Source organism: Nocardia brasiliensis (genome assembly GCF_011801125.1).
GTDB lineage: Bacteria > Actinomycetota > Actinomycetes > Mycobacteriales > Mycobacteriaceae > Nocardia > Nocardia brasiliensis_C.
The window spans coordinates 380,707-403,547 of the sequence record NZ_CP046171.1 but is presented as its reverse complement, the minus strand read 5'-3'; the positions used below and the strand labels follow the sequence as shown (position 1 = coordinate 403,547).

The window sequence follows — 22,841 nt, the reverse complement described above, 5'->3', positions numbered from 1 at the left end:
GATGTGCACCATGATCGGTTCCAAACGGGTTCGGCTCCAGCCAGTGGCCGAAGGTGCGTCGGTGACGCAGCTCGAGCTCTTCTTCGACCTTGTGCTCGTCTTCGCGTTCACCATGGTCACCGACCTGGCGGCGGAGGAGACCAGCGCCAAGAACCTGCTGCGCGCGTTCCTCGTGCTCGCCGTGATGTGGTGGCTGTGGATCGCCTACTCGTGGCTGGGCAACGTGGTCCGCGCCGACGAGGGCTTCGCCAGAGTCGCGATGTTCGTCGCGATGGGTGGCGCCTTCCTCGCCGCGCTCACCATTCCGGAGGCCTTCCATGACATGGCGGGCGGCTGGTACGGCCCGCTGGTCTTCGCCATCGCGTACCTGATCGTGCGGTTGGTGCATGTCGTGATGTTCTGGCTGGCCAGCGCGCAGGACGCACAGCTGCGCACCCAGCTGCTGCGCTGGTCGCTCGGTTCGATCACCGTCGGCACCACGCTGCTGGTGGTGGCCGCGATGACCGAGGGCAAAGTGCAGATCGCACTGTGGATCGCCGCGATCGCGGGCGACTACCTGTGGACCATGGTGGCGGGCAGCGACTGGCGGGTGAACTCGGCCAGCCACTTCGCCGAGCGGTACGGGCTGATCATCATCGTGGCGCTCGGTGAGTCGATCGTCTCGATCGGCATCGGGGTGGCCGGGCTGCCGATCTCCTGGCCGATCGCGGTGGGCGCGCTGCTCGGCCTGGCGATCTCCGGGCTGTTGTGGTGGACCTATTTCGATGTCGCGGCGCTGTCCATCGAACACGAGCTGAAGCACGCCGACGGCGCACGGCAGGTCAGGATCGCGCGCGGCTCCTACACCTTCTGGCACTTCCCGATGATCGTCGGCATCATCGGGCTCTCACTGGGTTTGAAGAAGGTGCTCTACTACGTCGGCGACGCCTCGCACCACACGCTGCGCGACGCGCTGCACGGTATCCCGCTGTTCGCGCTGTACGGCGGCGTCGCGCTGTACGTGGCCGCACTGATCGGCGCGAAACACTATGCGACAGGGGCGCTCAGCGTGCCACGGGTGATCGCGGTCGTACTGCTGCTCGCGCTGATCCCGGTGGCGACGGCGCTGCCCGCGCTGATCTCACTGATCATCCTGTGCGCGGTGCTCGCGGTGCTGACCATCTTCGAGACCGTGCGCTTCGCCCAGCCCCGCGACGAGATCAGGCACGGCGCCCCGGAGTGAGCTTGTGCGCGACGCCGTGCTCGGCCGCCGTCGGCCCGTACGCCGACGGCGCCACCCGGACACCGTCGCGCACGGCATCGCGGATCTGATCGATGTTCTCCCGCAAGACATCCGAGACGAGCTCGTCGGTGCGTGGATCGGCGAGCACCTGGAACACGATGCGGAACGTGGTGTCGGCGATCAGCCGGATGATCTCGTCGTGGAACGGGATGTAGCGCACCCGGCCCGCCTGCGGGTCCTTCTTGATCAGCTCGAGAATCATCTCGTCCATCTCGGCCCGGTTCTCCTCCAGCGCCGCCGCGATGTTACGGGTGTAGTGGCCGGTGCGCAGCACGTGCGCCACCTCGTCCATCACCGCGATGGTCATGGGGCGCTTGATCACGTCCACGATGGTCGTGACGAACCGGTTGACCACCGCGGCGGTGATCCGGTCGCCGAAGATCCGGTCGGCGACGCGACCGAGCCGGACCAGGATCACCACGATCCGCAGCAGCCGGAACCCGCGGAAGAACGGGCTGGTCACCGGAATCATGCCGAGGACCTCGTACCAGTAGACGAACGGGAACGTCCACGGCCAGCCCGCCCGGCGCCAGCGCCACAGGAACTCGGCGGCGAAGATCGCGCACACCGACCAGTCGATGATCACGATCACCCGGTGCGTCTGCTCGGCGACCGGGAAGAAGGTGATCCAGACGATCAGCACCACCGAGACGATCGCTAACGCGAGCATCACGAAATCGGTCCACAGCGCGGGCGGCTTGCGCGGGTAATCACCCTCCGGAAGCTCCTCGCCGACCGGAGTGGGACTGTAGGCCGTCACGATGCGGATCCCTTTCGACACTGAATGGTCAGGCCGAGGGTAGTACGCGGTCCGCGCGACGGCACGGACCGCGAGCCCGCGCTACTTCCCTTGGCGGATGATCGCCTCGATATTGCGTTCGGCGAGCGCGGCGATGGTGAGCGACGGGTTCACCGTGCCGGTGCTGCCCGGGATCGCGGCGCCGTCCATCACGTACAGGCCGGGGTGGCCGTGCACCCGGCCGTAGCCGTCGGTGGCCCGGCCGAGTACCGCGCCGCCCAGCGGATGCGCGGTGAACAGGGCGTTGGCGTCGTAGCCGATGGCGCCGTATTCGAGGACCGCGTCGGCCCTTTCGGCGATCCGGTGATCGACCGCGCGCGCGGCGGCCACCATTTCCGCGCGGTTGTGCGCGGGCCAGCTCAAGCCGACCCGGTTGGCTCCGGCGTCGTAGCCGAACCGCGCGCGGGTGCCGTCGAGCACCATGCCCAACGAGGCGAGCGCGCCCGTCTCGAACGGGATGCCGGGGATATACCAGCTCTCCAGCGTCAGCGGCGGACCCGATTCGTCGAAGATCCGGCTCGCGCTGGGCACGCCCTGCCCGAGCCCGGCCAGCGAGCTCGCGCCGCGACCGAGCACCACGTCACCGTTGGTGCCCCAGCCGTCGCCGATGTGCTCGTTGAGGTTGGGCAGGGTGCCGGTGGCCTGCGCCCGGACCAGCAGCTCGGAGGTGCCCACCGAACCCGCGCCGAGGAACAGGCGGTCGCAGGTGAGCGTGCGGGTGCCGAGCACCTCGCCGGTCGGCGCCAGCTTCGTCACGATCAGCGAGAACCGGCCGCCCGGCTCCTGCGCGATCGACTCCACCTGGTGGCCGGGGAAGATCGCGGACTTGCCGGTGTCCTGTGCGTAGCGCAGGTAATTCTGGTTCAGATCGAACTTGGCGCCGTTGGAGTTGCCCAGATTGCTGCGCGCCGCGGTGGCCGACGGGCGCGAGCCGCCGTCGAGTTCGGCGCGCAGGATGTCCCAGTTGAAGCAGGAGTCGTTGGGCAGCGGCTGGTACCCGGCCTTGCGCACCTGGTCGTCCCAGGCCCTGGAGTGGGTGAACGGCGTCGAACCGTAGATGTCCTGCGGCATCGTGCTGAGCCGCAACATCTCTCGCACCCGGGGGTAGTAGACGCTGTCCAGCTCGCCGTAGTCGACGGTGCCGCCGAAGACGTGGTCGAAGAAGCGGCGCTGCGGGGCGACCATCGCGCCGGTGAAGATGACCGAGCCGCCGCCGACCGCGGCCGCGCGCCAGACATCGATGCCGGGGTAACTGGTGCAGTCGAGCACGCCGCCGAAACTCGCGAAATGCATCGGCACCTTGGAGACTCCGGTGAAGCTGGTGCGGTGCCAGAAGCCTCGGCCGTCGGGCAGGTCGTCGCCGGTGAAGATCTCCCGCCACGGATCGTTCGGCCAGCGCGAGCCGCGTTCGAGCACGGTGTTCGCGATGCCCGCCTCGGCCAGCCGCAACGCGGTGACCGCGGCGCCGAAGCCGGAACCGATCACGATCGCGGGTGAGTGTTCGGGCGGATCCGGTAGCGGGGCAAAGATTTCCGGTACCCACGACTGGAACAGCAGGTTCCAGACCGGGTCCGCGGATCCGATACCGGCCGTCAGCGACGAAGTCGAACCCGCGGCAGCGCCCAGCAGGGCGGCTGCACCCGCAGCTTTGAAGAAGGCGCGTCTACGCACCCAGCCACCTCCCTCATCACGCATGGCCGAGCGCAGATTACCGGTATTCCCGTGCGCTGAACAGTCGTTCCCGCGCCGTCACCCGCCGTCTGCCTGCTATTGCCCTGCCGGACTTCCACATTCGGGTGGGCGGCGCGGGCAACGTTCAGGTGACCAGTGGGTGACGACTCGGATCGACCCCGGTGGACGGCGTAGCGCACCGCACCGATCGGCGGCGCGATTCACTTCGCGAACGGCGCCCCGTTCGGCTCGCAGGTCGCGCCGGGCGCCGGGAGTTGCTGGTCGATGAGGTAGCGCTCGCGCAGCCGCCGGGTGCAGTCGGTGGTGGTGTCGTGGCCATAGCCACCGTCGATGACCACCAAACGCGCGTTGACCAGGGCCTGCTGCGCGCTGCGCGCCGCCGACAGCGGCGTCACCGGGTCGTACTGATTGCTGAACAGCAGGGCGGGCACATCCGAGCGCAGGATCCACGGACCCGCGTACCGCTGCGGATAACCGCCCTGCGGGAGCGGCCACGAGACGCACGGCTGCATGGGCGCCGACCAGAACGCGCCGTAGGTCGGACTCTGCGCCGCCAAATCCCTTGCCAGCTCGGCCCATTGCTGCTGATCGCGCGGAAATGTCTTGTCCGCGCAGGAGATCGCGGTGAACGAGTCGAGGAAATCGAACGGCAGCGCACTCTGCGCCAGGATGGTCCGCACCGCCTCCGGGTCACCCTGCTCGCCGCGTTCGACCTCGGTCAGCAGTCGCGCCAGCGCGGGCCAGCCCTGCTCGGCGTCGTACAGCAGCAAGGTGTGCGCGACGATGAGCTGGTGGTAGGTGACCGGATACGCCCGCTCCCCCGCGCCGACCACGATCGGCGCCTGCCGCAAGCGCGCCAGCAGCGCGCTGTCCCTGGCGCGCAGATAGTCACCGCCGGTCGGTTCCTGGTCGGTGCGGATCTGGCCGACCGGGTCCGCGGTGGCCGGCGTCCCCGCGCCCGCGAAGGCACAGCGCGGCTGACCGGCCCGTTCGCACAGCCGGAAGAACTCCGCGAGCACCTCCTCGGTGCCCGCCGCGGAAGTGACGATCTGGGCGCGGGGATCGGAGGTGTAGGCGTCCGGGTCGATCATCGAACCGAGGCTCAGCGCGCGCACCCGGTCGCCGAAGAGCGCGCCGTACACCTCTCCGAGATAGCTTGCGTACGAACCGCCTTCGAAGGTGAGCTGGCGGTCACCGACCGCCCGCCGCAGCAGATCGAGGTCGCGTGCGGCGTCGACGGTGGTCAGGTGCGGCAGTAGGGCGGCGCTGTGCGCGGCGCAGCCCGCGGCCAGGTCCGCGCTGAAGCGCGCCTGCTGCGTCTGCTGCTCGGGGGTCAGCGGCGGAATCCAGGCCCCGTTCCAGACACGTTGCTGCTCTTCAGGACTCGCGAAACAGCGGACCGGCGCGCTGCGGCCGACGCCGCGCTGGTCGAAGGTCACCACATCGAAGCGGCGCGCGATCTCGCCGGGGAACATCTCGCCCCGGCTCGCCCACTGCAGGCCCGAACCACCGGGGCCGCCTGCCGCGGTGAACAGGGTGCCGATGCGGCGCGACTGATCGGTCGCGGGTTGGCGCACGAGCGCGAGTTCGATGGTCTCGCCCTGCGGCTGCGCGTAATCGAGCGGAACGCTCGCGCTCGCGCATTGCAGCTTGCTCAACGCCTTGTCCTGGCACGGCGCCCACTCCAGCCGCGGGGTCGCCGCGGCGTCGGCCTGCCCCGCCAGGTCGGCGACGGCCTGTTCATGCGCGGCCGGGGTGCCGCAGCCGCTCAGCGGCGCCGCCATCAGGGCGAGCGCACCGGCAACGACGATCCTCCACCCACGCATACCGTTTATCTTGTGCGGCGCGAGCACGACCGTCGTCCCCCGCAGGGATGAATTGCACCCTGAGTTGTCCGCAACAGCCACCTCCTAAGACATCAACAGCCGGACCACCGCGATGGCGCCGACCACGACGATCACCGCGCGCAGGACGTTCGGCGGCATTCGTCTGCCCATCTTCGCACCGAGCTGACCGCCGATGATCGAACCGAGCGCGATCAACCCGACCGCCTGCCAGTCCACCTCCGCGATCACGATGAAGATCAGCGCGGACACCCCGTTGACGAGCAACGCGAGCACGTTCTTCACGCCGTTGAGCCGCTGGATGTCGTCGTGCACGAGCACACCTAGCAAACCGAGCAGCAGCACGCCCTGCGCGGCGCCGAAGTAGCCGCCGTAGATGCCGGTGGCGAAGACCGCGACGAACAGCGCCGGGCCGCCGTGCTCCGGCGCGGGACCGTCGCTGTCCGCGCGCCGCTGCTTGACCCAGCGCGACAGCCGCGGCTGCACCACGACGAGCACCAGCGCCAGCAGAATCAGCACCGGCACGATCGCCTTGAACGCGTCCGCGGGCAGCGTCAGCAGCAGGACAGCGCCGGTGATGCCGCCGAGCAGCGACGCGGTGCCCAGACGCAGCAGCCGATCGCGCTGACCAGCCAGTTCACGGCGATAGCCGTGCACACCACTGATCGCGCCGGGAACCAGGCCGATGGTGTTGGAGACGTTCGCGGTCACCGGGGGCAAGCCGAAGCCGAGCAGCACGGGGAAGGTGATCAGGGTGCCCGACCCGACGATCGTATTGATCCCGCCCGCCGCGATGCCCGCGCCGAAGACCGCGAGCTGTTCGAGCCATGTCATTGAAGAATCCGTTCCTTGCTTCTGCGCGGAACGCTAGCGCCGACGTCAGATGACCCGACGACGGGACCGGGCTTTCGCCTCGGTATCACCACCCGGTAAACTCCCCGACATCATGCAGCGGGCACTTCTTCTCGGCCGCCGCGACGGGTTCTGATTGGACCGGCTCCCGTCGCGGGGTTTTGCCGCGCCGGTCGACCCAAACCTTTGGGAAACACCACACCCCCTCGGAGAAATCGCAATGTCACCCGCTGACGCCTTCGTATCCGGCACCCGCACCATCACCCCGCCGTCCAAGCCGGCGCCTGCCGACCAGCCCGCCTGGAACGCGCAGAAGAACTCCTCGATGCCGACCTTCCGGTACCGCCCGTTCGCCGAGGAGGTCGAGCCCGTCACGGTGCCCGACCGCACCTGGCCGGACAAGATCATCGATGTCGCGCCCGGCTGGTGCGCGGTCGATCTGCGCGACGGCAATCAGGCCCTGATCGACCCGATGAGCCCGGCCCGCAAGCGCCGCATGTTCGACCTGCTGGTGCGCATGGGCTACAAGGAGATCGAGGTCGGCTTCCCCTCGGCCAGCCAGACCGATTTCGACTTCGTCCGCGAGATCATCGAGGACGGCGCGATCCCGGACGACGTCACCATCCAGGTGCTGACCCAGTGCCGCGCCGAACTGATCGAGCGCACCTTCGAGGCCTGCTCGGGCGCGCAGAACGTGATCGTCCACTTCTACAACTCCACCTCGATCCTGCAGCGCAAGGTGGTCTTCCGCGCCGACCGCGCGGCGGTCAAGAAGATCGCGACCGACGCGGCGAAGCTGTGCCTGCAGATCGAGAAGCAATACCCGGACACCAACTGGCGCTATGAATACAGCCCGGAGTCCTACACCGGCACCGAACTGGAGTACGCCAAGGAGGTGTGCGACGCGGTCTCGGAGATCATCGCGCCCACCCCGGCCAAGCCGCTGATCATCAACCTGCCCGCGACCGTCGAGATGGCCACGCCGAACGTCTACGCCGACTCGATCGAGTGGATGAGCCGCAACCTGGCCCGGCGCGAATCGATCGTGCTGTCGCTGCACCCGCACAACGACCGCGGCACCGCCGTGGCCGCCGCCGAACTGGGTTACCAGGCGGGCGCGGATCGCATCGAGGGCTGCCTGTTCGGCAACGGCGAGCGCACCGGCAACGTCTGCCTGGTCACCCTGGGCATGAATCTGTTCTCCCGCGGCGTCGACCCGCAGATCAACTTCTCCGATATCGACGAGATCCGCCGCACCGTCGAATACTGCAACCAGCTGCCGGTCGCCGAGCGCCACCCGTACGGCGGCGACCTGGTCTACACCGCGTTCTCCGGCAGCCACCAGGACGCCATCAACAAGGGCCTGGACGCGATGAAGGTCGCGGCCGACGACGCCGACGCCGATGTCGACGACATCGTCTGGGCGGTGCCGTACCTGCCGATCGACCCGAAGGACGTCGGGCGCACCTACGAGGCCGTCATCCGGGTGAACTCGCAGTCCGGCAAGGGCGGCGTCGCCTACATCATGAAGACCGATCACGGGCTGGCGCTGCCGCGGCGGCTGCAGATCGAGTTCTCCCAGGCGGTCCAGCGGATCACCGACGGCGAGGGCGGTGAGGTCACGCCGAAGGAGATGTGGGACGTCTTCGCCGCCGAGTACCTGAGCCCGATCCGGCCGCTGGAGCGGATCCGGCAGAAGGTCACCGCCTCGGAGACCGACGGCGGCACCGACACCATCGCGGTGGTGGTCAAGGTCGACGGCGTCGAGCAGGAGATCACCGGCACCGGCAACGGCCCGCTCGCGGCGTTCATCGACGCGATCGCGACCGTCGGCTTCGACGTCCGGGTGCTGGACTACTCCGAGCACGCGATGTCGGCGGGCGACGACGCGCAGGCCGCCGCCTACGTGGAGTGCGCGATCGGCGACAAGGTGGTGTGGGGCGTCGGCATCGCCACCTCGATCACCACGGCGTCGCTGCGCGCGGTGGTCTCCGCGGTGAACCGCGCGCACTGACGATTCCGCCTGCGCCGCAGTGTCCTCCGGTCAACCGAGCACGCTGATCGCGCAGGTCGAGTACGGTGAGAGCCGGGCGCGACGGTCGTTGATCGACCGTGGCGCCCGGCTCTCGATCTTGCTGTCGGAGACCAGATATCGGCGGCGTGTCATCCGGGCGCGTCCGCCGTCCATAGTGCGTTTGCAAGCGAATGCTGGAGGCCGCACACGGCGACGCGAGCCCGCGAACCCCGTGCTAGCGTTGGTTTCGCACTCAAGCGCCGAGCTCTCTGCTCGAAGTCCCGAGCAGATGGGGGAACTGTGACAACTAACGACCACAACCCGACCTCACCGCCCTGGCTGCAGAGTCAATCGGTGGACACGGCCGACGCCACGGAGTCGGAGAAATCCGCCGAGCAGTCGCCGGAGCAGACCGGTGACGTGGACGTGCCGACGGCCGAGGCGGAGACGCCGGACCAGCCGGAGCAGGATCCCGCGCAGCCCGAGTTCAGCGGCTCGACCGACCAGACCGTGTCGTACCCGCAGGCGTCGGCGCCGCAGCAGCCCTACGGTCCGCCCGAGGGTTTCCCGCCGCCCGGCCCGGCCGAGCAATACGGCGGCTACGCCCCGCCGAACCCGGGTCCGTTCGCGCCCACTGGCACGTATGAGCCATACCAGACCGGCGCGTTCCAGCCCGCCCCCGGACACAGCGGCAGCCATCAGATCGCCGAGGCGCCGAACCCCGGCTACGGCGAGTACCGGCAGGAGATCGGCCCCGACGGCCTGGTCCGCCGCGTGCCCGACCAGCAGGAAGCGCAGGCGCCCGAGCAGCAGGCCGCCCCGATCTACAGCTGGGCGCCGCCGCCACCGCCGGTGTCGCATCAGCCGCCGCCGGTCTACCAGCAGCAGCCCCCGCCGCCGCAGCCGATGGGCCAGCAGCCCGCGCCGAGCTGGCAGGGCGGGCCGCAGGGGGTACCGAATCCGCATCAGCCCGCGCAGCCGTTCCAGCCGCAGCACGTGCCCGCGCCGGGTCAGCCCGGTCATTCGGTCAACGACCTGAACCTGCTCAAGCGGGCAAGGCGGGCCCCGCGCAGCGGCTGGCGCCGGGCGGTGCACAAGGCCACCGGCGGCATGCTCAACCCGGGTGAGTCCGCGGCCGACGTGGTCTACCGCGACCTCGTCGACCGGGTGAATCAGCCGGTGCGCGGCGACTACCGGATCGCGATCCTCTCGCTCAAGGGCGGTGTCGGCAAGACCACCACCACGGTCGGTCTCGGGTCGACGTTCGCCTCGCTGCGCGGCGACCGGGTGATCGCGATCGACGCCAACCCCGACCTCGGTACGCTCGCGCACCGGGTGCCGCGCCAGACCCGCTCCACCGTGCGCAACCTGCTCGAGGACCAGCACATCAGCAGGTACTCGGATGTCCGCGCGCACACCTCGCAGGCGCCGAGCCGATTGGAAGTGCTTGCCAGCGAACAGGATCCGGCGGTTTCTGAGGCCTTCAGCGAGGCCGACTACCGCAAGGCGATCAGCATCCTGCAGTCGTTCTACAACATCATCCTGACCGACTGCGGCACCGGACTGATGCACTCGGCCATGGCGGGCGTGCTCGACATGGCGAGCTCGCTCGTGCTGGTCACCTCGCCCGCGATCGACGGCGCGCGCAGCGCATCGGCCACGCTCGACTGGCTCGATCACCACGGCTACGGCAAGCTCGTCGAACGAACCGTGGTGGTGGTCAACGCGTCTCGGCGCGGCGCCTCCACCGTCGACCTGGATCAGCTGCGCAAGCTCTTCCTCGACCGCACCCGCGCGGTGCAGGTGGTGCCCTTCGACGATCACCTTGCCGAGGGCGCGGAGATCGACCTGGAACTGGTGAGCAAGCCGACCCGGCGGGCCCTGCTGGAGCTGGCCGCGATGGTCGCCGACGACTTCGGCTACGTCGGCGCCCAGCAGTACCACCACCCCGGCCCGATGGGGCACTGAAAGCCTGAAAAACGTTGCGGCCCGGCACTTGTTCTGCCGGGCCGCAGTCGTTCGCACCGGGTCAGTACTTGCCGAACAGTACCGCCGAGTTGTGCCCGCCGAAGCCGTAGGAATTGTTCATCACGTACTGCACGTCGGTGTATCTGGTTGCGCCGCTGACGATGTCGAGATCGATCTCGGCATCCTGATGGTCCAGGTTGAGCGTCGGCGGTATCGCGCCGTCACGCAGGGTGAGCACCGAGATCGCCGCCTCCAGGGCACCCACCGCGCCGACCGAATGACCCAGCGCCGACTTGGGCGCGTAGATCGACGGATGGTTACCGATCGCCGCCGCAACCCCTTTGGCCTCGGCCACGTCGCCGAACGGCGTACCGGTGGCGTGCGCGTTGACGTGATCCACCTCGGCGCCGTCGACCCCCGCGGTCTCCAGCGCCCGGCGCATGGCACGCGCGTTGCCCCGGCCGTCCGGGTCCGGCGCCACCAGGTGGTAGCCGTCGGCGGTCAGGCCTGCGCCGAGCAGCCGGGCGATCGGCCGTGCGCCACGCGCCATGGCGTGTTCCTCCGCCTCCAGCACCAGCAACGCCGCCGACTCACCGAAGACGAACCCGTCCCGGTCCCGGTCGAACGGACGCGAGGCGCGCTCGGGTTCCTCGATCCGCGAACTCAACGCGCGCATGTTCGTGAACCCGGCCAGCGCAAGGGCATTGATGCGCCCCTCGACGCCGCCCGCGACGATCATGTCGGCCTCGCCGAGGACGATCGAGCGCCACGCGTGCACCAGCGCCTCACAGCCCGACGAGCAGGCCGAGACCGGAGTGACCACGCCGGCCCGCGCGCCGAGTTCGAGGCCGAGCACCGCGGCGGGCCCGTTCGGCATCGCCATCGGAATCGCGAACGGGGACACCTTGCGGTAGCCCTGATCACGCAGGACGTCGCTCGAGTCGACGATCACCTCGGCACCGCCGACACCGGTGCCGATCGAGACGCCGAGCCGGTCCTTGTCCACCTCGGGCGCGCCGAGCGTCGCCCAGATCCGTTTGCCCATGACGTAGGCCACCTGCTGGACGTAGGACATGCGCCGCTTCTTGACCCGATCCAGCTCGATCGTCGGGTCGACCTTGAACTTCGCCCCGATGTCGATCGGTAGCTTGCCGCTGTCGACCTCCGGATCTTCGAGCTTTCGCACCCCGCTCTCGCCCGCGAGGAGTCCCTTCCAGGTGGACTCGGCGTCGGCGCCGAGCGCGGAGGAAACCTCGACCGCGGTCACCACCACGCTGCGGAATCCGCCGTTGCGAGTGGAGAACTCGGTGATATCGCGCATTGCTGTCGCGTGTCCTTTCCGATAACCGAACCGCTGAGATGCCACGAGACCAGCGTCCGATCCGGTGGCGGGGCGGCCTCGACAGCAAGCCATCCGCCGCTGCCACGGGTCGGATAGCCTGTCCTGCAATCTATTTGGCCGAACGGCGGCGCGTCATGTGCGGAACACTCACACCGGGGCGCGGGAGTTGTGCGAAGTTACCAACGACGTGGGCAAGTTCTACCTTTAAGCTCGGCGCGCATCGGCGCGTACCAGTGCGTTCACCGAGCACGACCCGAGCGGCCACGAAAGCGCCTGTGCGAACTCGACAATTCGCACCGACCCTGCTCAGCGCAGCCGCAACAGCCCAGCGCAGCCGCAACAATTCAGCGCAGCCGCGGCGGCGCCGCGGAACCGGCTGTGACGGTGGCGACCGCGTCCCGGAACGCGGTGAGCACGGCCGCGATCGCCGGACGGTGCTCGGTCCGGCGGCGCGTGGCCAGTTCGTAGACGCGCGCGGCGCGCACGCCGGTGAGGCGCAGCACCGACAGGTCGGGGTGCGATACCGCGTAGCGCGGCATCAGCGCCACCGCGTACCCGGCCGCGACGACCGTCTCGATGAGATGGAATTCGTTGAGGCGCTGTGCTATTCGCGGCCGCACCCCGGTGACCGTGGCGATCGAGCGCAGCACGTCGTCGATCGGGAACCCGCCCTTGACGCTGAGCCAGGTCTCGTCCGCGAGCTCCGCCGGGGTGACCGAGGTGCGTCCGGCGAGCCGATGGGTCGGCGCGACAACGACATCGATGGGTTCGCGCATCAGCATGTGCACCGAGATGCGCGAGTCGGCGACGGGGACGGCGCGCTCGTCGCGATGGGTGAGCACCACGTCGTTGTCGGCGAGTAGCCGTGGCAGCTCGGCGGGCGGCAGGTCCCAGTCGGTGGCGACCACGTCGACGCCGCTGTCGCTCATCGCGGACAGCACCAGCGGCAGTAAAAGCGCTCCGCCCGAGGGGAATACAGCCACGCGCACCCGGCCGCGCGGGGAACCGCGATAGTGCGCCATCTCCGCGACGGCGCGATCCATCGCCGCGAGCACCTCGTCGGCGCGCACCACCAGCGCCTGCCCCGCGTCGGTGAGCCGGACGCGGCGGCCGTCGGGTTCGAGCAAGGCGACGCCCGCCTCCCTGGCCAGCACCTTGAGCTGCTGGGAGACCGCCGACGGCGTCATCGAGAGCGCGGTGGCGACGGCGGCGATGGTCCCCCGGTCGGCGAATTCGCACAGCACCCGCAACCGGTCCAGCGACATCGGCGGCCCGGACGGGTGCTCAACCATCGACGCCTCCGACGAGCAAGCGCCTGGCAATGATCATGAAGCAAAACTACATCAATGATCCGTATTTATTCGATTGTTCTGATGGTTCGCTGAACGCACGATGGACGACGTGACCGCTCGTGATCGACTGCTCGGCTTGACCGTCGTACTGCTCTGGGGACTGAACTTTCTCGCCATTCGGGTGGGACTCGATCACTTTCCGCCGTTCTTCTTCGCCGCGCTCCGGTTCGCGGTCATCGCGATTCCGGTCGTGCTGTTCGTGCCGCGCCCTCGGGTGCGACTGCGCTGGCTGCTGCTGTACGGCGCCGGCTTCGGCATCCTGCAGTTCGCCTTCCTGTTCACCGCGATGCGGGCGGGCATGCCGACCGGGCTCGCCTCGCTGGTGCTGCAATCCTCCGCGCCGTTCACGGTGCTGCTCGGCGCGTTGTTCCTGCGGGAACGGATCCGGCCGATCCAGATCGCGGGCATCCTGGTCGCGATGGCGGGCATGGGCGTGATCAGCTGGGATCGGCTCGAGCACGCGACCCTGCTGCCGGTGCTGCTGACCCTGGCGGGCGGCCTCGGGTGGGCCTTCGGCAATATCGGTGCGCGCCAGGCGACAGTCGAGTCGCCCGGCCTGAACACCCTGCACCTGACGCTGTGGCTGGCGGTGGTCCCGCCGCTGCCGCTGTTCGCGCTCTCGGCCGCCACCGAGGGGCCCGGCACCGGCCTGCGTGCGTTGACCGGCTCCTTCTCGACGGCCGGTTGGCCCGCCCTGGTGGCGCTGGGCTATATCGCGGTGCTCGCCACCGTCGTCGGCAGCGGCATGTGGACCTATCTGATGAGCCGCTACCCGGCGGGCGTCGTCGCGCCGCTGACCCTGCTGGTTCCCGTCGTCGGGATCGCCGCTGCCTGGGCGTTTCTCGACGAAACCCCCACCCCCCTGTCCCTGGTCGGTGGCGTGATCGTCATCGCGGGCGCGTTCGCCGCCACCTCCGGCAAGCGCACCGCGACCGCCACCGGCCAGGCCGCGTCCCCCGACGCGGCCACCGATCAATCTCGGCCGTCACTGATCAAGGCGTGACCCCCTCGAAACCCCTGCTCTCCATAGGGTTCGGATAATCGTCGACTCTGGTTCGCCTGCGCCTGCGCCGAAATCGCTATGCTCTCAGCCATTGTCCGAATCGAGCGTTCCTCGGGCGAGGCGCGGGGGCGGGTACGCCGGTTCGGGACCTGCCGCTTTACAGTAATGACAATATGTAATAAAGGTTCCGAGGCTAGGCACAGAGCGGCGCATGGCAGTAAATCGGTGGACCGTATCGCGCAGGAACGTACTTCGCGGCACGGTGACGGCAGGGGTGGCGACAGCGGGGGCACTGCTGACCGGCGCGCTCAGACCGGGGCCTGCCGCTGGTAGTCCGGGCGGCAGGCGGGTCGTGGTACTCGGCGGCGGCGTCGCGGGTTTGACCGCCGCGCACGAACTGATCGAACGTGGTTTCGAGGTCACGATTTTCGAAAGACGCGCCTGGGGCGGTAAGGCGCGCAGCGTGCCGGTCCCCGGCACCGCCTCCGGTTCTCGGCCGGAATTGCCCGGCGAGCACGGCTTTCGCTTCTTCCCCGGCTTCTATCAGCACGTGCCAGACACGATGCGCCGGATCCCGTTCGGCGACAACCCGAACGGTGTGTGGAACAACCTGGTCGCGGTCCCCGAGGCACGGTTCGCCCGCAGCGGTGGCGACGATTTCCGATTACCGCTCGGCTTCCGCGCGCGCGGCCCGTTCAGCCCGGACGCCTTCCGCGAGACCCTCGGCGCCGCGCTGGCGACCGCACTGAAGATGCCACCCGTCGAAGGCATGTACTTCGCCGATCGCCTGCTGGTTTTCAACAGCAGCTGCGATGCCCGTCGAGACCATCAGTGGGACAACACCTCCTGGCACGACTACGTCGGCAACCACGCGCGCTCGCACGAGTTCCGCGCGCTGCTCTCGCGCACGCTGACCAGCATCATGGTCGCCGCCAAGGAGAACGTCGCCAGCGTCCGCACCATCGGCAACATGGGCGAGCAGTTCCTCGGCAATCCGCTCGAGATCGGCAACGACGGCGGCATGGACCGGGTGCTGAACGGGCCGACCAATGCCGTCTGGATCGAGCCCTGGCTGGACCGATTGCGCACGCTGGGTGTGCGATTCGTGCTCGGGTCCGAGGTGCGCGAGCTGGAATTGCGCGACGGGCGGATCGCCGCGGCGCGCGTCGTCGACGCGAGCGGCACGCCGCACAGCGTCTCGGCGGACTACTTCGTCGTCGCCATGTCCGCGGAGCGGGCCCGCATGCTCTGGTCGCCCGAGGTGCTCGAGATCCGTCCCGAGCTGAGCGCGATGGACAACCTGGTCACCGACTGGATGAACGGCATCCAGTTCTATCTGCGCAGGCCTGCCGAGATCTCGCGCGGCCACACCGCCTATATCGACGCGCCGTGGGCACTGACCTCCATCACCCAGAATCAGCTGTGGACGCGCAAGCTCAGCGAGTTCGGCGACGGCACGGTGCAGGACTGCCTCTCGGTCGACATCTCCGACTGGAACACACCGGGCCCGCTCTTCGGCAAGCCCGCAAAGGAGTGCACGCACGAGGAGATCGTCCGCGAGGTCTGGGCGCAGCTGGCCGCACACCTCGACGATCGCGGCGAGGTGCTGCGCGAGGCCGACCTGCACTCGTGGTTCCTCGACCCCGGCATCACCTGGCAGCCGGACAAAGGCCGCAACGCCAACGCCGATCCGCTGCTGATCAACACCGCGGGTTCGTGGGCGCACCGGCCGGAACCGCACGGTGCACTCGAAAACCTGTTCCTGGCAGGCGATTACGTACGCACCAATGTCGATCTCGCGACCATGGAGGGCGCCAACGAGTCGGCGCGGGCCGCGGTGAACGCCCTGCTCGAGGTGTCGGGCTCGAACGCCGAACGCTGCCGGATGTACACCCTGTACCGCGCACCCGAGCTGGAACCGTTGCGCCGCATCGACGCCGACCGCTACGCGGCGGGCCAGCCGAATCTGTTCGACGTGCAGATCTGAGGGATCGATCTCGCTGGGGTCGAAGGGCATCGCCGCATCCGTGCGAGTGCTTGAATCAGGTGTGAGCGAAATCAGCGAACAGATCACCGACCCGGCCGAACTGCGGCGACTACTCGGCGAGGTCACGCCGCTCGCGGCGAACAAGGAGCGCGTCGCGCTGCACCCGAGGGACCGGGACTGGATCGCCGCGACGCCGTTTCTGGTGATGAGCACCAGTGACGCCGAGGGCACCTGCGACGCCTCACCGAAGGGCGACCCGGCGGGCTTCGTCAAGGTCCTCGACGACCGGACCCTCGCGATCCCGGAGCGGCCGGGCAATAGACGGGCCGACGGCTACCTGAACATCCTCACCAATCCGCATGTCGGGCTGCTGTTCATCATTCCGGGCAGGCCGCAGACCCTGCGGATCAACGGCCGTGCCAGGCTGGTGCGCGACGCACCGTACTTCGACGACATGGTGGTGCGCGGCCACCGCCCGATCCTGGCCGTCGAGGTCTCGATCGAGCAGATCTACTTCCACTGCGCCAAAGCGTTCCTGCGCAGCAATCTCTGGCAGCCCGAGCGGTGGTCCGACGACGGCCTGCCCAGCTGGCCCCGCCTCGTCAAAGAGGTGCAGAGCGAGGTCACCGCGACGATCGAGGAACTCGAACAGCACTACGCGCCCGCGAACTACAACGCCAAGCTCTACCAGGGCTGACGCCGCGGGTCGCCCCGGTTGGCGGCTGGCGCGGCCGCCGGGGCGGGCCGACATTAGACTCGCGGCGTGGCAGACATTTCGGTGCGCGGGCGAATCGCGCTGCGGGCCGCGGCGGCAGCGTCGTGGGCCTCGCAGAAGGCGGGACGCGGCAAGGGATCGATGATCGGCGGGCTCATCGCGCTGCAGATCGACAAGACGATCATGGACCAGCTCGGCCGTGGCAAGCGCACGGTGCTGATCACCGGCACCAACGGCAAGTCGACCACGACCAGGATGACCACGGCGGCGCTCGGCACGCTCGGCGCGGTGGCCACCCAGGCCGACGGCGCGAACATGGACGCGGGCATCGTCGCCGCGCTCAGCGTGCACCGCGGCGCGCCGCTGGCCGCGATCGAGGTGGACGAGCTGCATCTGCCGCACGTGACCGACTCGCTGAATCCGGCCGCGGTCGTGCTGCTCAACCTGAGCCGCGACCAGCTGGACCGGGTCGGCGAGATCAACATGATCGAGCGCAAGCTGCGCGCGGGCCTGGCCCGCCACCCTGCCACCGTGGTGATCGCGAACTGCGACGACGTGCTGGTGACCTCGATCGCCTACGACCACCCGAACGTGGTGTGGGTGGCCGCGGGCAGCGGCTGGTCGATGGATGCCACCAGCTGCCCGCGCAGCGGTGAGCCCATCGTCTGGGAAGACGCGCCCGCCGGCGCCAGGGGCGGCGAGGCGGGCAAGCACTGGCGCAGCACCGGCGCGGATTTCGCACGGCCAGAACCGGATTGGTGGCTCGAGGGCAACGACCTGGTCGGCCCCGACGGGGTGCGGCTGCCGCTCGAGCTGGCCCTGCCCGGCCGGGCCAATCGCGGCAACGCCGCGCAGGCGGTGGCCGCGGCGGTCGCGCTCGGCGCCGGCGCCGCCGACGCCGTCACCGCCACCGGCACGGTGCGCGAGATCGCGGGCCGCTACCGGACGGTGCAGGTCGGCGACCATGCCGCCCGACTGCTGCTGGCCAAGAATCCGGCGGGCTGGCAGGAGGCGCTCTCGATGATCGAACCGGCCGCGGCCGGGCTCGTCATCGCGGTGAACGGACAGGTGCCCGACGGCGAGGATCTGTCCTGGCTGTGGGATGTGCGGTTCGAACACTTCGAAGGGGTGCAGGTGGTCGCCTCGGGCGAGCGGGCCACCGACCTCGCGGTGCGCCTCACCTACGCGGGCGTCGAACACACCACGGTGTCGAATCCGGTGCGCGCCATCGCTTCCTGCCCCGCCGGGCACGTCGAGGTGCTGGCGAACTACACCGCGTTCCGTGATCTCAACCGCGACCTCGACGGACGGACGGCATGACCGAATCGACAGTACGGATCGGGCTGGTACTGCCCGACGTGATGGGCACCTACGGCGACGGCGGCAACGCGCTGGTGTTGCGCCAGCGGCTGCGGCTGCGCGGCTATGCCGCCGAGATCGTCGAGATCACCCTGGCCGACCCGGTGCCCGATTCGCTGGACATCTACACCCTCGGCGGCGCGGAGGATTCCGCGCAGCGCCTGGCCACCCGGCACCTGCAGCGCTACCCGGGCCTGCAGCAGGCCGCCGCGAAAGGCGCTCCGGTGCTTGCCATCTGCGCCGCGATCCAGGTGCTCGGCCAGTGGTACGAGACCTCGTCGGGCGAGCGCGTCGACGGCGTCGGCATGATCGATGTGACCACCGCACCGCAGTCCGAGCGCGCGATCGGCGAGGTCACCACGACACCGCTGCTGCCCGGCCTCACCGCGGCACTGACCGGATTCGAAAACCACCGTGGCGGTACGAAACTCGGCGGTGACGCGAGCGGGCTGGCCCGGGTCACCCGCGGCGTCGGCAACGGGGTCGGCGACGGCCTCGAGGGCGTGGTGCAGGGTTCGGTGCTCGGCACCTATATGCACGGCCCCGCGCTGGCCCGTAACCCGGAACTCGCGGATCTGCTGCTGATGCGGGCGCTCGGTGTCTCGGAACTGGCTCCGCTGGAGCTGCCCGAGGTCGAGCAGCTGCGCAGGGAGCGCCTGCGCGCCTGAGTTATGTTCACGGCGTTCCTAACTCTCCCCGCTGCGGGCGCACCCGGCTAGCCTCGACATTCGCCGTGCTCAGCGGCGAATCGTGAGGAGAGTGTCGTGCCCGAAATCGGCAGTCCGGGCAGGGCCCGATGACCGCGATCAGCACGCCGGAAACGCCGACGGCCCGAGCCGAGGCGCCCGACGCGCCGGTCCGTCGACCGCAGCGCTCCTTTCGGGTGGCCGGGCCAATGCTGGCCCGCCTCGCCGCACTCGCCCTGGTGCTCGGGCTCTGGGTGGCGATCACGGCGTCGGGGTTGGTCGACCCGCTGTATCTGCCCGCGCCGCGCGCGGTGTGGGACGCGTTCGTGCGGGCCAACTCCCGCCACCAGATCGCAGCGGGCGTCGACCGCACGGTAATCGGCGAACAGAACTACTACCTGTGGGAACACCTGCTCGCCAGCCTGCAGCGGATCGGCGCCGGCGTCGGCCTTGCGATCGTGACCGGGCCGCTGGTCGGCTTCGTGATGGGCATGCTCGCGCCGGTGCGCTTGATCACCGAGCCGATCCTCAACTTCCTGCGTTCCCTGCCGCCGCTCGGCTATATCGGCCTGCTGATCGTCTGGTTCGGCATCGGCGACGTGTCGAAGATCTGGCTGCTGTTCCTCGCGGCCTTCCCACCCATCGCGATCGCCACGCTCACCGGTGTCACCGGGGTCAAGCAGGACTATCGGAACGCCGCCCGCGCGCTGGGCGCCGGACGGGCACAGGTCATTTCGCGGGTGGTGCTGCCCGCGACGCTGCCCGAGGTGATCGGCGGCATCCGGATCGCCACCGCGTTCGCCTGGACTACCGTGGTCGCCGCCGAGCTGAACAACGGCATCCCCGGCATCGGCGGCCTCGCGTATATCGCAGGCACGCAATTGAATACGCCGCTGACAATCGCGTGCATCATCGTGATCGGCGCCGCCGCTCTCGTGCTCGACTCGGTCATCAAGTTCCTTGGTGCCAAAGCAGTTCCGTGGAAAGGCAAGGTATGAAATCCGCTGTGCGCCGTGCCGTTACGATCGGTCTGGCCCTCGCGGCCGTCCTCGCGGCGACGGCCGGGTGCGTCGAATCCGGGCGCGGCGACACCGGAGCCGCTGGCGCGCAGGCGAGTTGCCCGTTCCCGGTCGACCCCGGCGTCACCACCGAGGCCAGGATCGGCTACCAGGCGATTCCCAACGCCGACCTGCTCGTGAAGGACCGTGGGCTGCTCGCCGCCTGCCTGCCGAACGCGAAAGTCACCTGGAGCCAGTTCGCTTCGGGTGCCGACGTGGTGCAGGCGTTCGGCGCGGGCAGCCTCGATATCGGCACGCTCGGCTCGGCGCCCGCGACCAAGGCGCTGTCCGCGCCGCTCGACCTGCCGGTGCGGGTGCTGTGGATCCACGATGTCATCGGCAAGTCCGAGTCGCTGGTCGCCAGGGACGCGGCGGTCACCGACCTGGCCGGGTTGCGCGGCAAGCGCGTCGCGACGCCGTTCGGCAGCACCGCCCACTACAGCCTGCTCGCCGCGCTGGACCGGGCCGGGCTGGCCGCGGACGTGCAGCTGATCAACCTCAAACCCGACGCGATTCCCGGCGCGTGGACCGGCGGCCAGATCGATGCGGCGTGGGTGTGGGACCCGACCCTGTCGAAGCTGCTCGACTCCGGCGGGCACATCGTGACCTCCAGTGCCGAGACCGCGGCGGCGGGCGCACCCACCTTCGATCTGGCGGTGGCGAGCCGGAAATTCCTGGACGAGCACGCGCGCTTCGCGGCGGTCTGGGCGAAGCTCCAGGACTACGCCGTCCAACAGGTGCGGACCGCGCCCGAGGACGCGGCCGTGTCGATCGGCGCGCAGCTCGGTATCGATCCGAAGCTGGTCGGCCCGCAGTTGGCCGGATACACCTATCTCGGCGCGGCCGAGCAGGCCGACGCGAGGTATCTCGGCGGCGGCTTCGGCGCGGATCTGCGCAAGACGGCCGAATTCCTGCTGAGCCAGGGCGGCATCGACGCGGTCGGCGACGAAACCGCTTACCGCGCGGGCATTTACGTCGACGCGGCGAAGGCGGCCGGCTCGTGACGGTGCGCGCCGACACCGCGGCCCGCCACCGGGTCACCCTCGCCGGGGTGAGCAAGTCCTACCGCGGCGACGATGGCCCGACCCAGGTGCTCGCCCCGACCGACCTGACCCTGGACCCCGGCGAATTCGTCTGTGTTGTCGGACCTTCCGGCTGCGGCAAGTCCACGCTGCTGAACCTGCTCGCCGGCTTCCTCGAACCGACCGAGGGCCGCGTCCTGATCGGCGACCGTCCGGTCACCGGGCCCGCTCCCGACCGTGGCGTCGTCTTCCAGCAACCCAATCTCTACCCATGGCTCTCGGTACGGCAGAACGTCGAGTTCGGCCCGAAGGTCCGCGGCGTGCCACGGGCCGCCCGCGGCGCCGAGGCGCAGCGGATGCTCACCCTGGTCGGCCTCGACCACCTGGGTGGTCGCCGGCCCTACGAGCTGTCCGGCGGGCAACAGCAGCGCGCGCAGATCGCCCGGGTGTTGATCAACGATCCGCGGATCATCCTGATGGACGAGCCGTTCGGCGCGTTGGACGCGTTGACCAGGGAGAAGCTCCAGGGTGAGCTGCTGACGCTGTGGCGCGAGCGGCGCAAGACGGTCCTGTTCGTCACGCACAGCATCGATGAGGCACTCCTGCTCGGCACCCGGGTGCTGGTCATGGGCACCAGGCCGGGCCGGGTGATCTACGACGAGCCGACCTCGTTCAAGGCCGGGCTCGTCGAGCCGAGCTTCGCGGAACTGCGCGAGCGGCCCGGCTTCACCACGATGCGCGACGAGGTCTCGGCGCACATCTACGCCGCACACGAATAACGTTGCCGCAGAAGGGCTATGCCCCTGACCGAGCGCACAGTTCGTGGACCAGGCGCATCTTGTCGAGCACGCGCTCCGGGAGCACGAACGGGTAGAGGTCTGGGTGCCCCATCGAGCGGTTGACCATGTTGAGCGACCAGGCCAGCGGCAGCCACAGATCGATGATCTTGTCGAACCCCGAGCGGCCCACCTGCGGGCGGTCCAGGCTGGCGCCCGCGGGGGCGATCCCGAACGCCGCCGCGGTATCGAGGGTGTCGCGGATGTGCAGGTAGTGCGCGAAGGTCTCGGCCCAGTCCTCGGCGGGGTGCATGGTGGCATAGGAGGAGACGTAGTCGGACTCCCAATTGGGCGGCGCGCCTTCGGCATAGTGCCGGTCCAACGCCGCCTGGTAGTCGGCGTCGGGATCGCCGAACAGGTCACCGAAGCGCCGACGTGCCTCGTCGTCGTCGACCAGAACCATGAAGTAGTAGTGGCCGATCTCGTGCCGGAAGTGCCCGAGCAGCGTGCGATACGGCTCGTCCATCTCGATGCGTAGCTGTTCGCGGTGCGGGTCGTTGGCCTCGGCCAGATCCAGCGTGATCACGCCGTCCTGGTGGCCGGTGATCACCTGTTTGTGCACGCTGGAGAGCAGGTCGAAGGCCAGCCCGCGGGCCGAATCCTGGTCGCGGCCGACGATCGGCAGGCCGAGCTCGGTCAGTTCGACGATCAACCTGCGCTTGGCCGCCTCGGCCTCGGCGAACGCGGCCAGCCCCGCGGCGTCGAGATCATTCGGACGGGTGCGGGTCAGCTGGCACGACGCGCAGAGCACGGGCTGTCCGTTGCCGTTCGCCGCGCCGTCGACCGCCGCCTCGGCAGGCACCTCGACCAGCCAATTGCACTGCGCCACATGCAGGTTGTCGCACAGCCGGAACCGGCTCGCGTCGACCACACCGGCGGCCGCGTCCACCGTCGCCTCGCCCGGCGGATCGCCGATCACCACCAGGCTGAGCGTGTCGAGGCTGAAACCCAGTGGGCTGGAACACGACAGGCACACCGAGTTCTCGAAGGCCAGCTGCTGGCCGCAATGGGGACAGGCGAAATCACGCAC

General features: G+C 69.3%; 19 protein-coding genes. 11 read left to right on the top strand and 8 right to left on the bottom strand.

Annotated elements, in window-relative coordinates:
- The first annotated feature begins 10 nt into the window (after positions 1–10).
- Complete coding sequence (locus F5X71_RS01860) at positions 11–1,222, top strand: low temperature requirement protein A (RefSeq protein WP_167460375.1); 1,212 nt, start codon at positions 11–13, stop codon at positions 1,220–1,222.
- Here F5X71_RS01860 and F5X71_RS01855 read toward each other — a convergent pair.
- The 4 genes from F5X71_RS01855 to F5X71_RS01840 form a co-directional block, all read right to left on the bottom strand.
- The gene (locus tag F5X71_RS01855; protein ID WP_167460374.1) at positions 1,200–2,042 is read right to left on the bottom strand and encodes an ion transporter; all 843 of its coding nucleotides are present in this window, start codon (positions 2,040–2,042) and stop codon (positions 1,200–1,202) included. The two genes, F5X71_RS01860 and F5X71_RS01855, sit on opposite strands and share 23 nt — an antisense overlap.
- 81 nt (positions 2,043–2,123) lie before the next feature.
- Positions 2,124–3,752 (bottom strand): GMC oxidoreductase, encoded by a 1,629-nt coding sequence (locus F5X71_RS01850; RefSeq protein WP_167460373.1) that lies wholly within the window; start codon positions 3,750–3,752, stop codon positions 2,124–2,126.
- Positions 3,753–3,973: 221 nt separating this feature from the next.
- Positions 3,974–5,599 (bottom strand): alpha/beta hydrolase, encoded by a 1,626-nt coding sequence (locus tag F5X71_RS01845; protein WP_167460372.1) that lies wholly within the window; start codon positions 5,597–5,599, stop codon positions 3,974–3,976.
- 84 nt (positions 5,600–5,683) lie between these two features.
- Positions 5,684–6,451, bottom strand: a complete 768-nt coding sequence (locus F5X71_RS01840; protein WP_167460371.1) for a sulfite exporter TauE/SafE family protein — start codon at positions 6,449–6,451, stop codon at positions 5,684–5,686.
- Positions 6,452–6,689: 238 nt separating this feature from the next.
- Here F5X71_RS01840 and leuA point away from each other — a divergent pair, with 238 nt between their 5' ends.
- Positions 6,690–8,483: a 2-isopropylmalate synthase gene (leuA, locus tag F5X71_RS01835; RefSeq protein ID WP_167460370.1), complete on the top strand. Its 1,794-nt coding sequence runs from the start codon at positions 6,690–6,692 to the stop codon at positions 8,481–8,483.
- A 30-nt stretch (positions 8,484–8,513) separates the two neighbouring features.
- Here the strand turns inward: leuA and F5X71_RS37360 are convergent, their stop codons facing one another.
- Positions 8,514–8,636 (bottom strand): hypothetical protein, encoded by a 123-nt coding sequence (locus tag F5X71_RS37360; RefSeq protein WP_275106764.1) that lies wholly within the window; start codon positions 8,634–8,636, stop codon positions 8,514–8,516.
- Between the two features lie 201 nt (positions 8,637–8,837).
- Here F5X71_RS37360 and F5X71_RS01830 point away from each other — a divergent pair, with 201 nt between their 5' ends.
- Positions 8,838–10,451: a MinD/ParA family ATP-binding protein gene (locus F5X71_RS01830; RefSeq protein WP_167460369.1), complete on the top strand. Its 1,614-nt coding sequence runs from the start codon at positions 8,838–8,840 to the stop codon at positions 10,449–10,451.
- Positions 10,452–10,512: 61 nt separating this feature from the next.
- Here the strand turns inward: F5X71_RS01830 and F5X71_RS01825 are convergent, their stop codons facing one another.
- Together F5X71_RS01825 and F5X71_RS01820 are read right to left on the bottom strand one after the other, a co-directional pair.
- Positions 10,513–11,772, bottom strand: a complete 1,260-nt coding sequence (locus F5X71_RS01825; RefSeq protein WP_167460368.1) for a KasA/KasB family beta-ketoacyl-ACP synthase — start codon at positions 11,770–11,772, stop codon at positions 10,513–10,515.
- Between the two features lie 365 nt (positions 11,773–12,137).
- Complete coding sequence (locus tag F5X71_RS01820; protein ID WP_167466130.1) at positions 12,138–13,058, bottom strand: LysR family transcriptional regulator; 921 nt, start codon at positions 13,056–13,058, stop codon at positions 12,138–12,140.
- A gap of 136 nt (positions 13,059–13,194) precedes the next feature.
- Between F5X71_RS01820 and F5X71_RS01815 the strand changes: the two genes are divergently transcribed.
- The 8 genes from F5X71_RS01815 to F5X71_RS01780 all read left to right on the top strand — a co-directional run bounded on the left by F5X71_RS01815 (position 13,195) and on the right by F5X71_RS01780 (position 21,754).
- Positions 13,195–14,148, top strand: a complete 954-nt coding sequence (locus F5X71_RS01815; RefSeq protein ID WP_238815682.1) for an EamA family transporter — start codon at positions 13,195–13,197, stop codon at positions 14,146–14,148.
- Between the two features lie 211 nt (positions 14,149–14,359).
- Positions 14,360–16,135 (top strand): hydroxysqualene dehydroxylase, encoded by a 1,776-nt coding sequence (locus tag F5X71_RS01810; protein WP_428981439.1) that lies wholly within the window; start codon positions 14,360–14,362, stop codon positions 16,133–16,135.
- A 61-nt stretch (positions 16,136–16,196) separates the two neighbouring features.
- Complete coding sequence (locus tag F5X71_RS01805; protein WP_167460365.1) at positions 16,197–16,832, top strand: pyridoxamine 5'-phosphate oxidase family protein; 636 nt, start codon at positions 16,197–16,199, stop codon at positions 16,830–16,832.
- A gap of 66 nt (positions 16,833–16,898) precedes the next feature.
- Positions 16,899–18,170: a MurT ligase domain-containing protein gene (locus F5X71_RS01800; protein WP_167460364.1), complete on the top strand. Its 1,272-nt coding sequence runs from the start codon at positions 16,899–16,901 to the stop codon at positions 18,168–18,170.
- Positions 18,167–18,877, top strand: coding sequence for a type 1 glutamine amidotransferase (locus tag F5X71_RS01795; protein WP_167460363.1), 711 nt, complete (start codon positions 18,167–18,169; stop codon positions 18,875–18,877). The genes F5X71_RS01800 and F5X71_RS01795 overlap by 4 nt, the downstream gene beginning before the upstream one ends.
- Positions 18,878–19,005: 128 nt before the next feature.
- A complete protein-coding gene (locus tag F5X71_RS01790; protein ID WP_167460362.1) occupies positions 19,006–19,893 on the top strand; it encodes an ABC transporter permease in 888 nt (295 codons plus the stop codon).
- A gap of 8 nt (positions 19,894–19,901) precedes the next feature.
- On the top strand, positions 19,902–20,957 hold the full coding sequence (locus F5X71_RS01785; RefSeq protein WP_238815680.1) for an ABC transporter substrate-binding protein: 1,056 nt from the start codon (positions 19,902–19,904) through the stop codon (positions 20,955–20,957).
- Complete coding sequence (locus tag F5X71_RS01780; protein WP_167460360.1) at positions 20,954–21,754, top strand: ABC transporter ATP-binding protein; 801 nt, start codon at positions 20,954–20,956, stop codon at positions 21,752–21,754. The genes F5X71_RS01785 and F5X71_RS01780 overlap by 4 nt, the downstream gene beginning before the upstream one ends.
- Positions 21,755–21,770: 16 nt before the next feature.
- On the opposite strand, the gene F5X71_RS01775 is transcribed toward F5X71_RS01780, so the two are convergent.
- Positions 21,771–22,841, bottom strand: a complete 1,071-nt coding sequence (locus F5X71_RS01775; protein ID WP_167460359.1) for a zinc-binding metallopeptidase family protein — start codon at positions 22,839–22,841, stop codon at positions 21,771–21,773.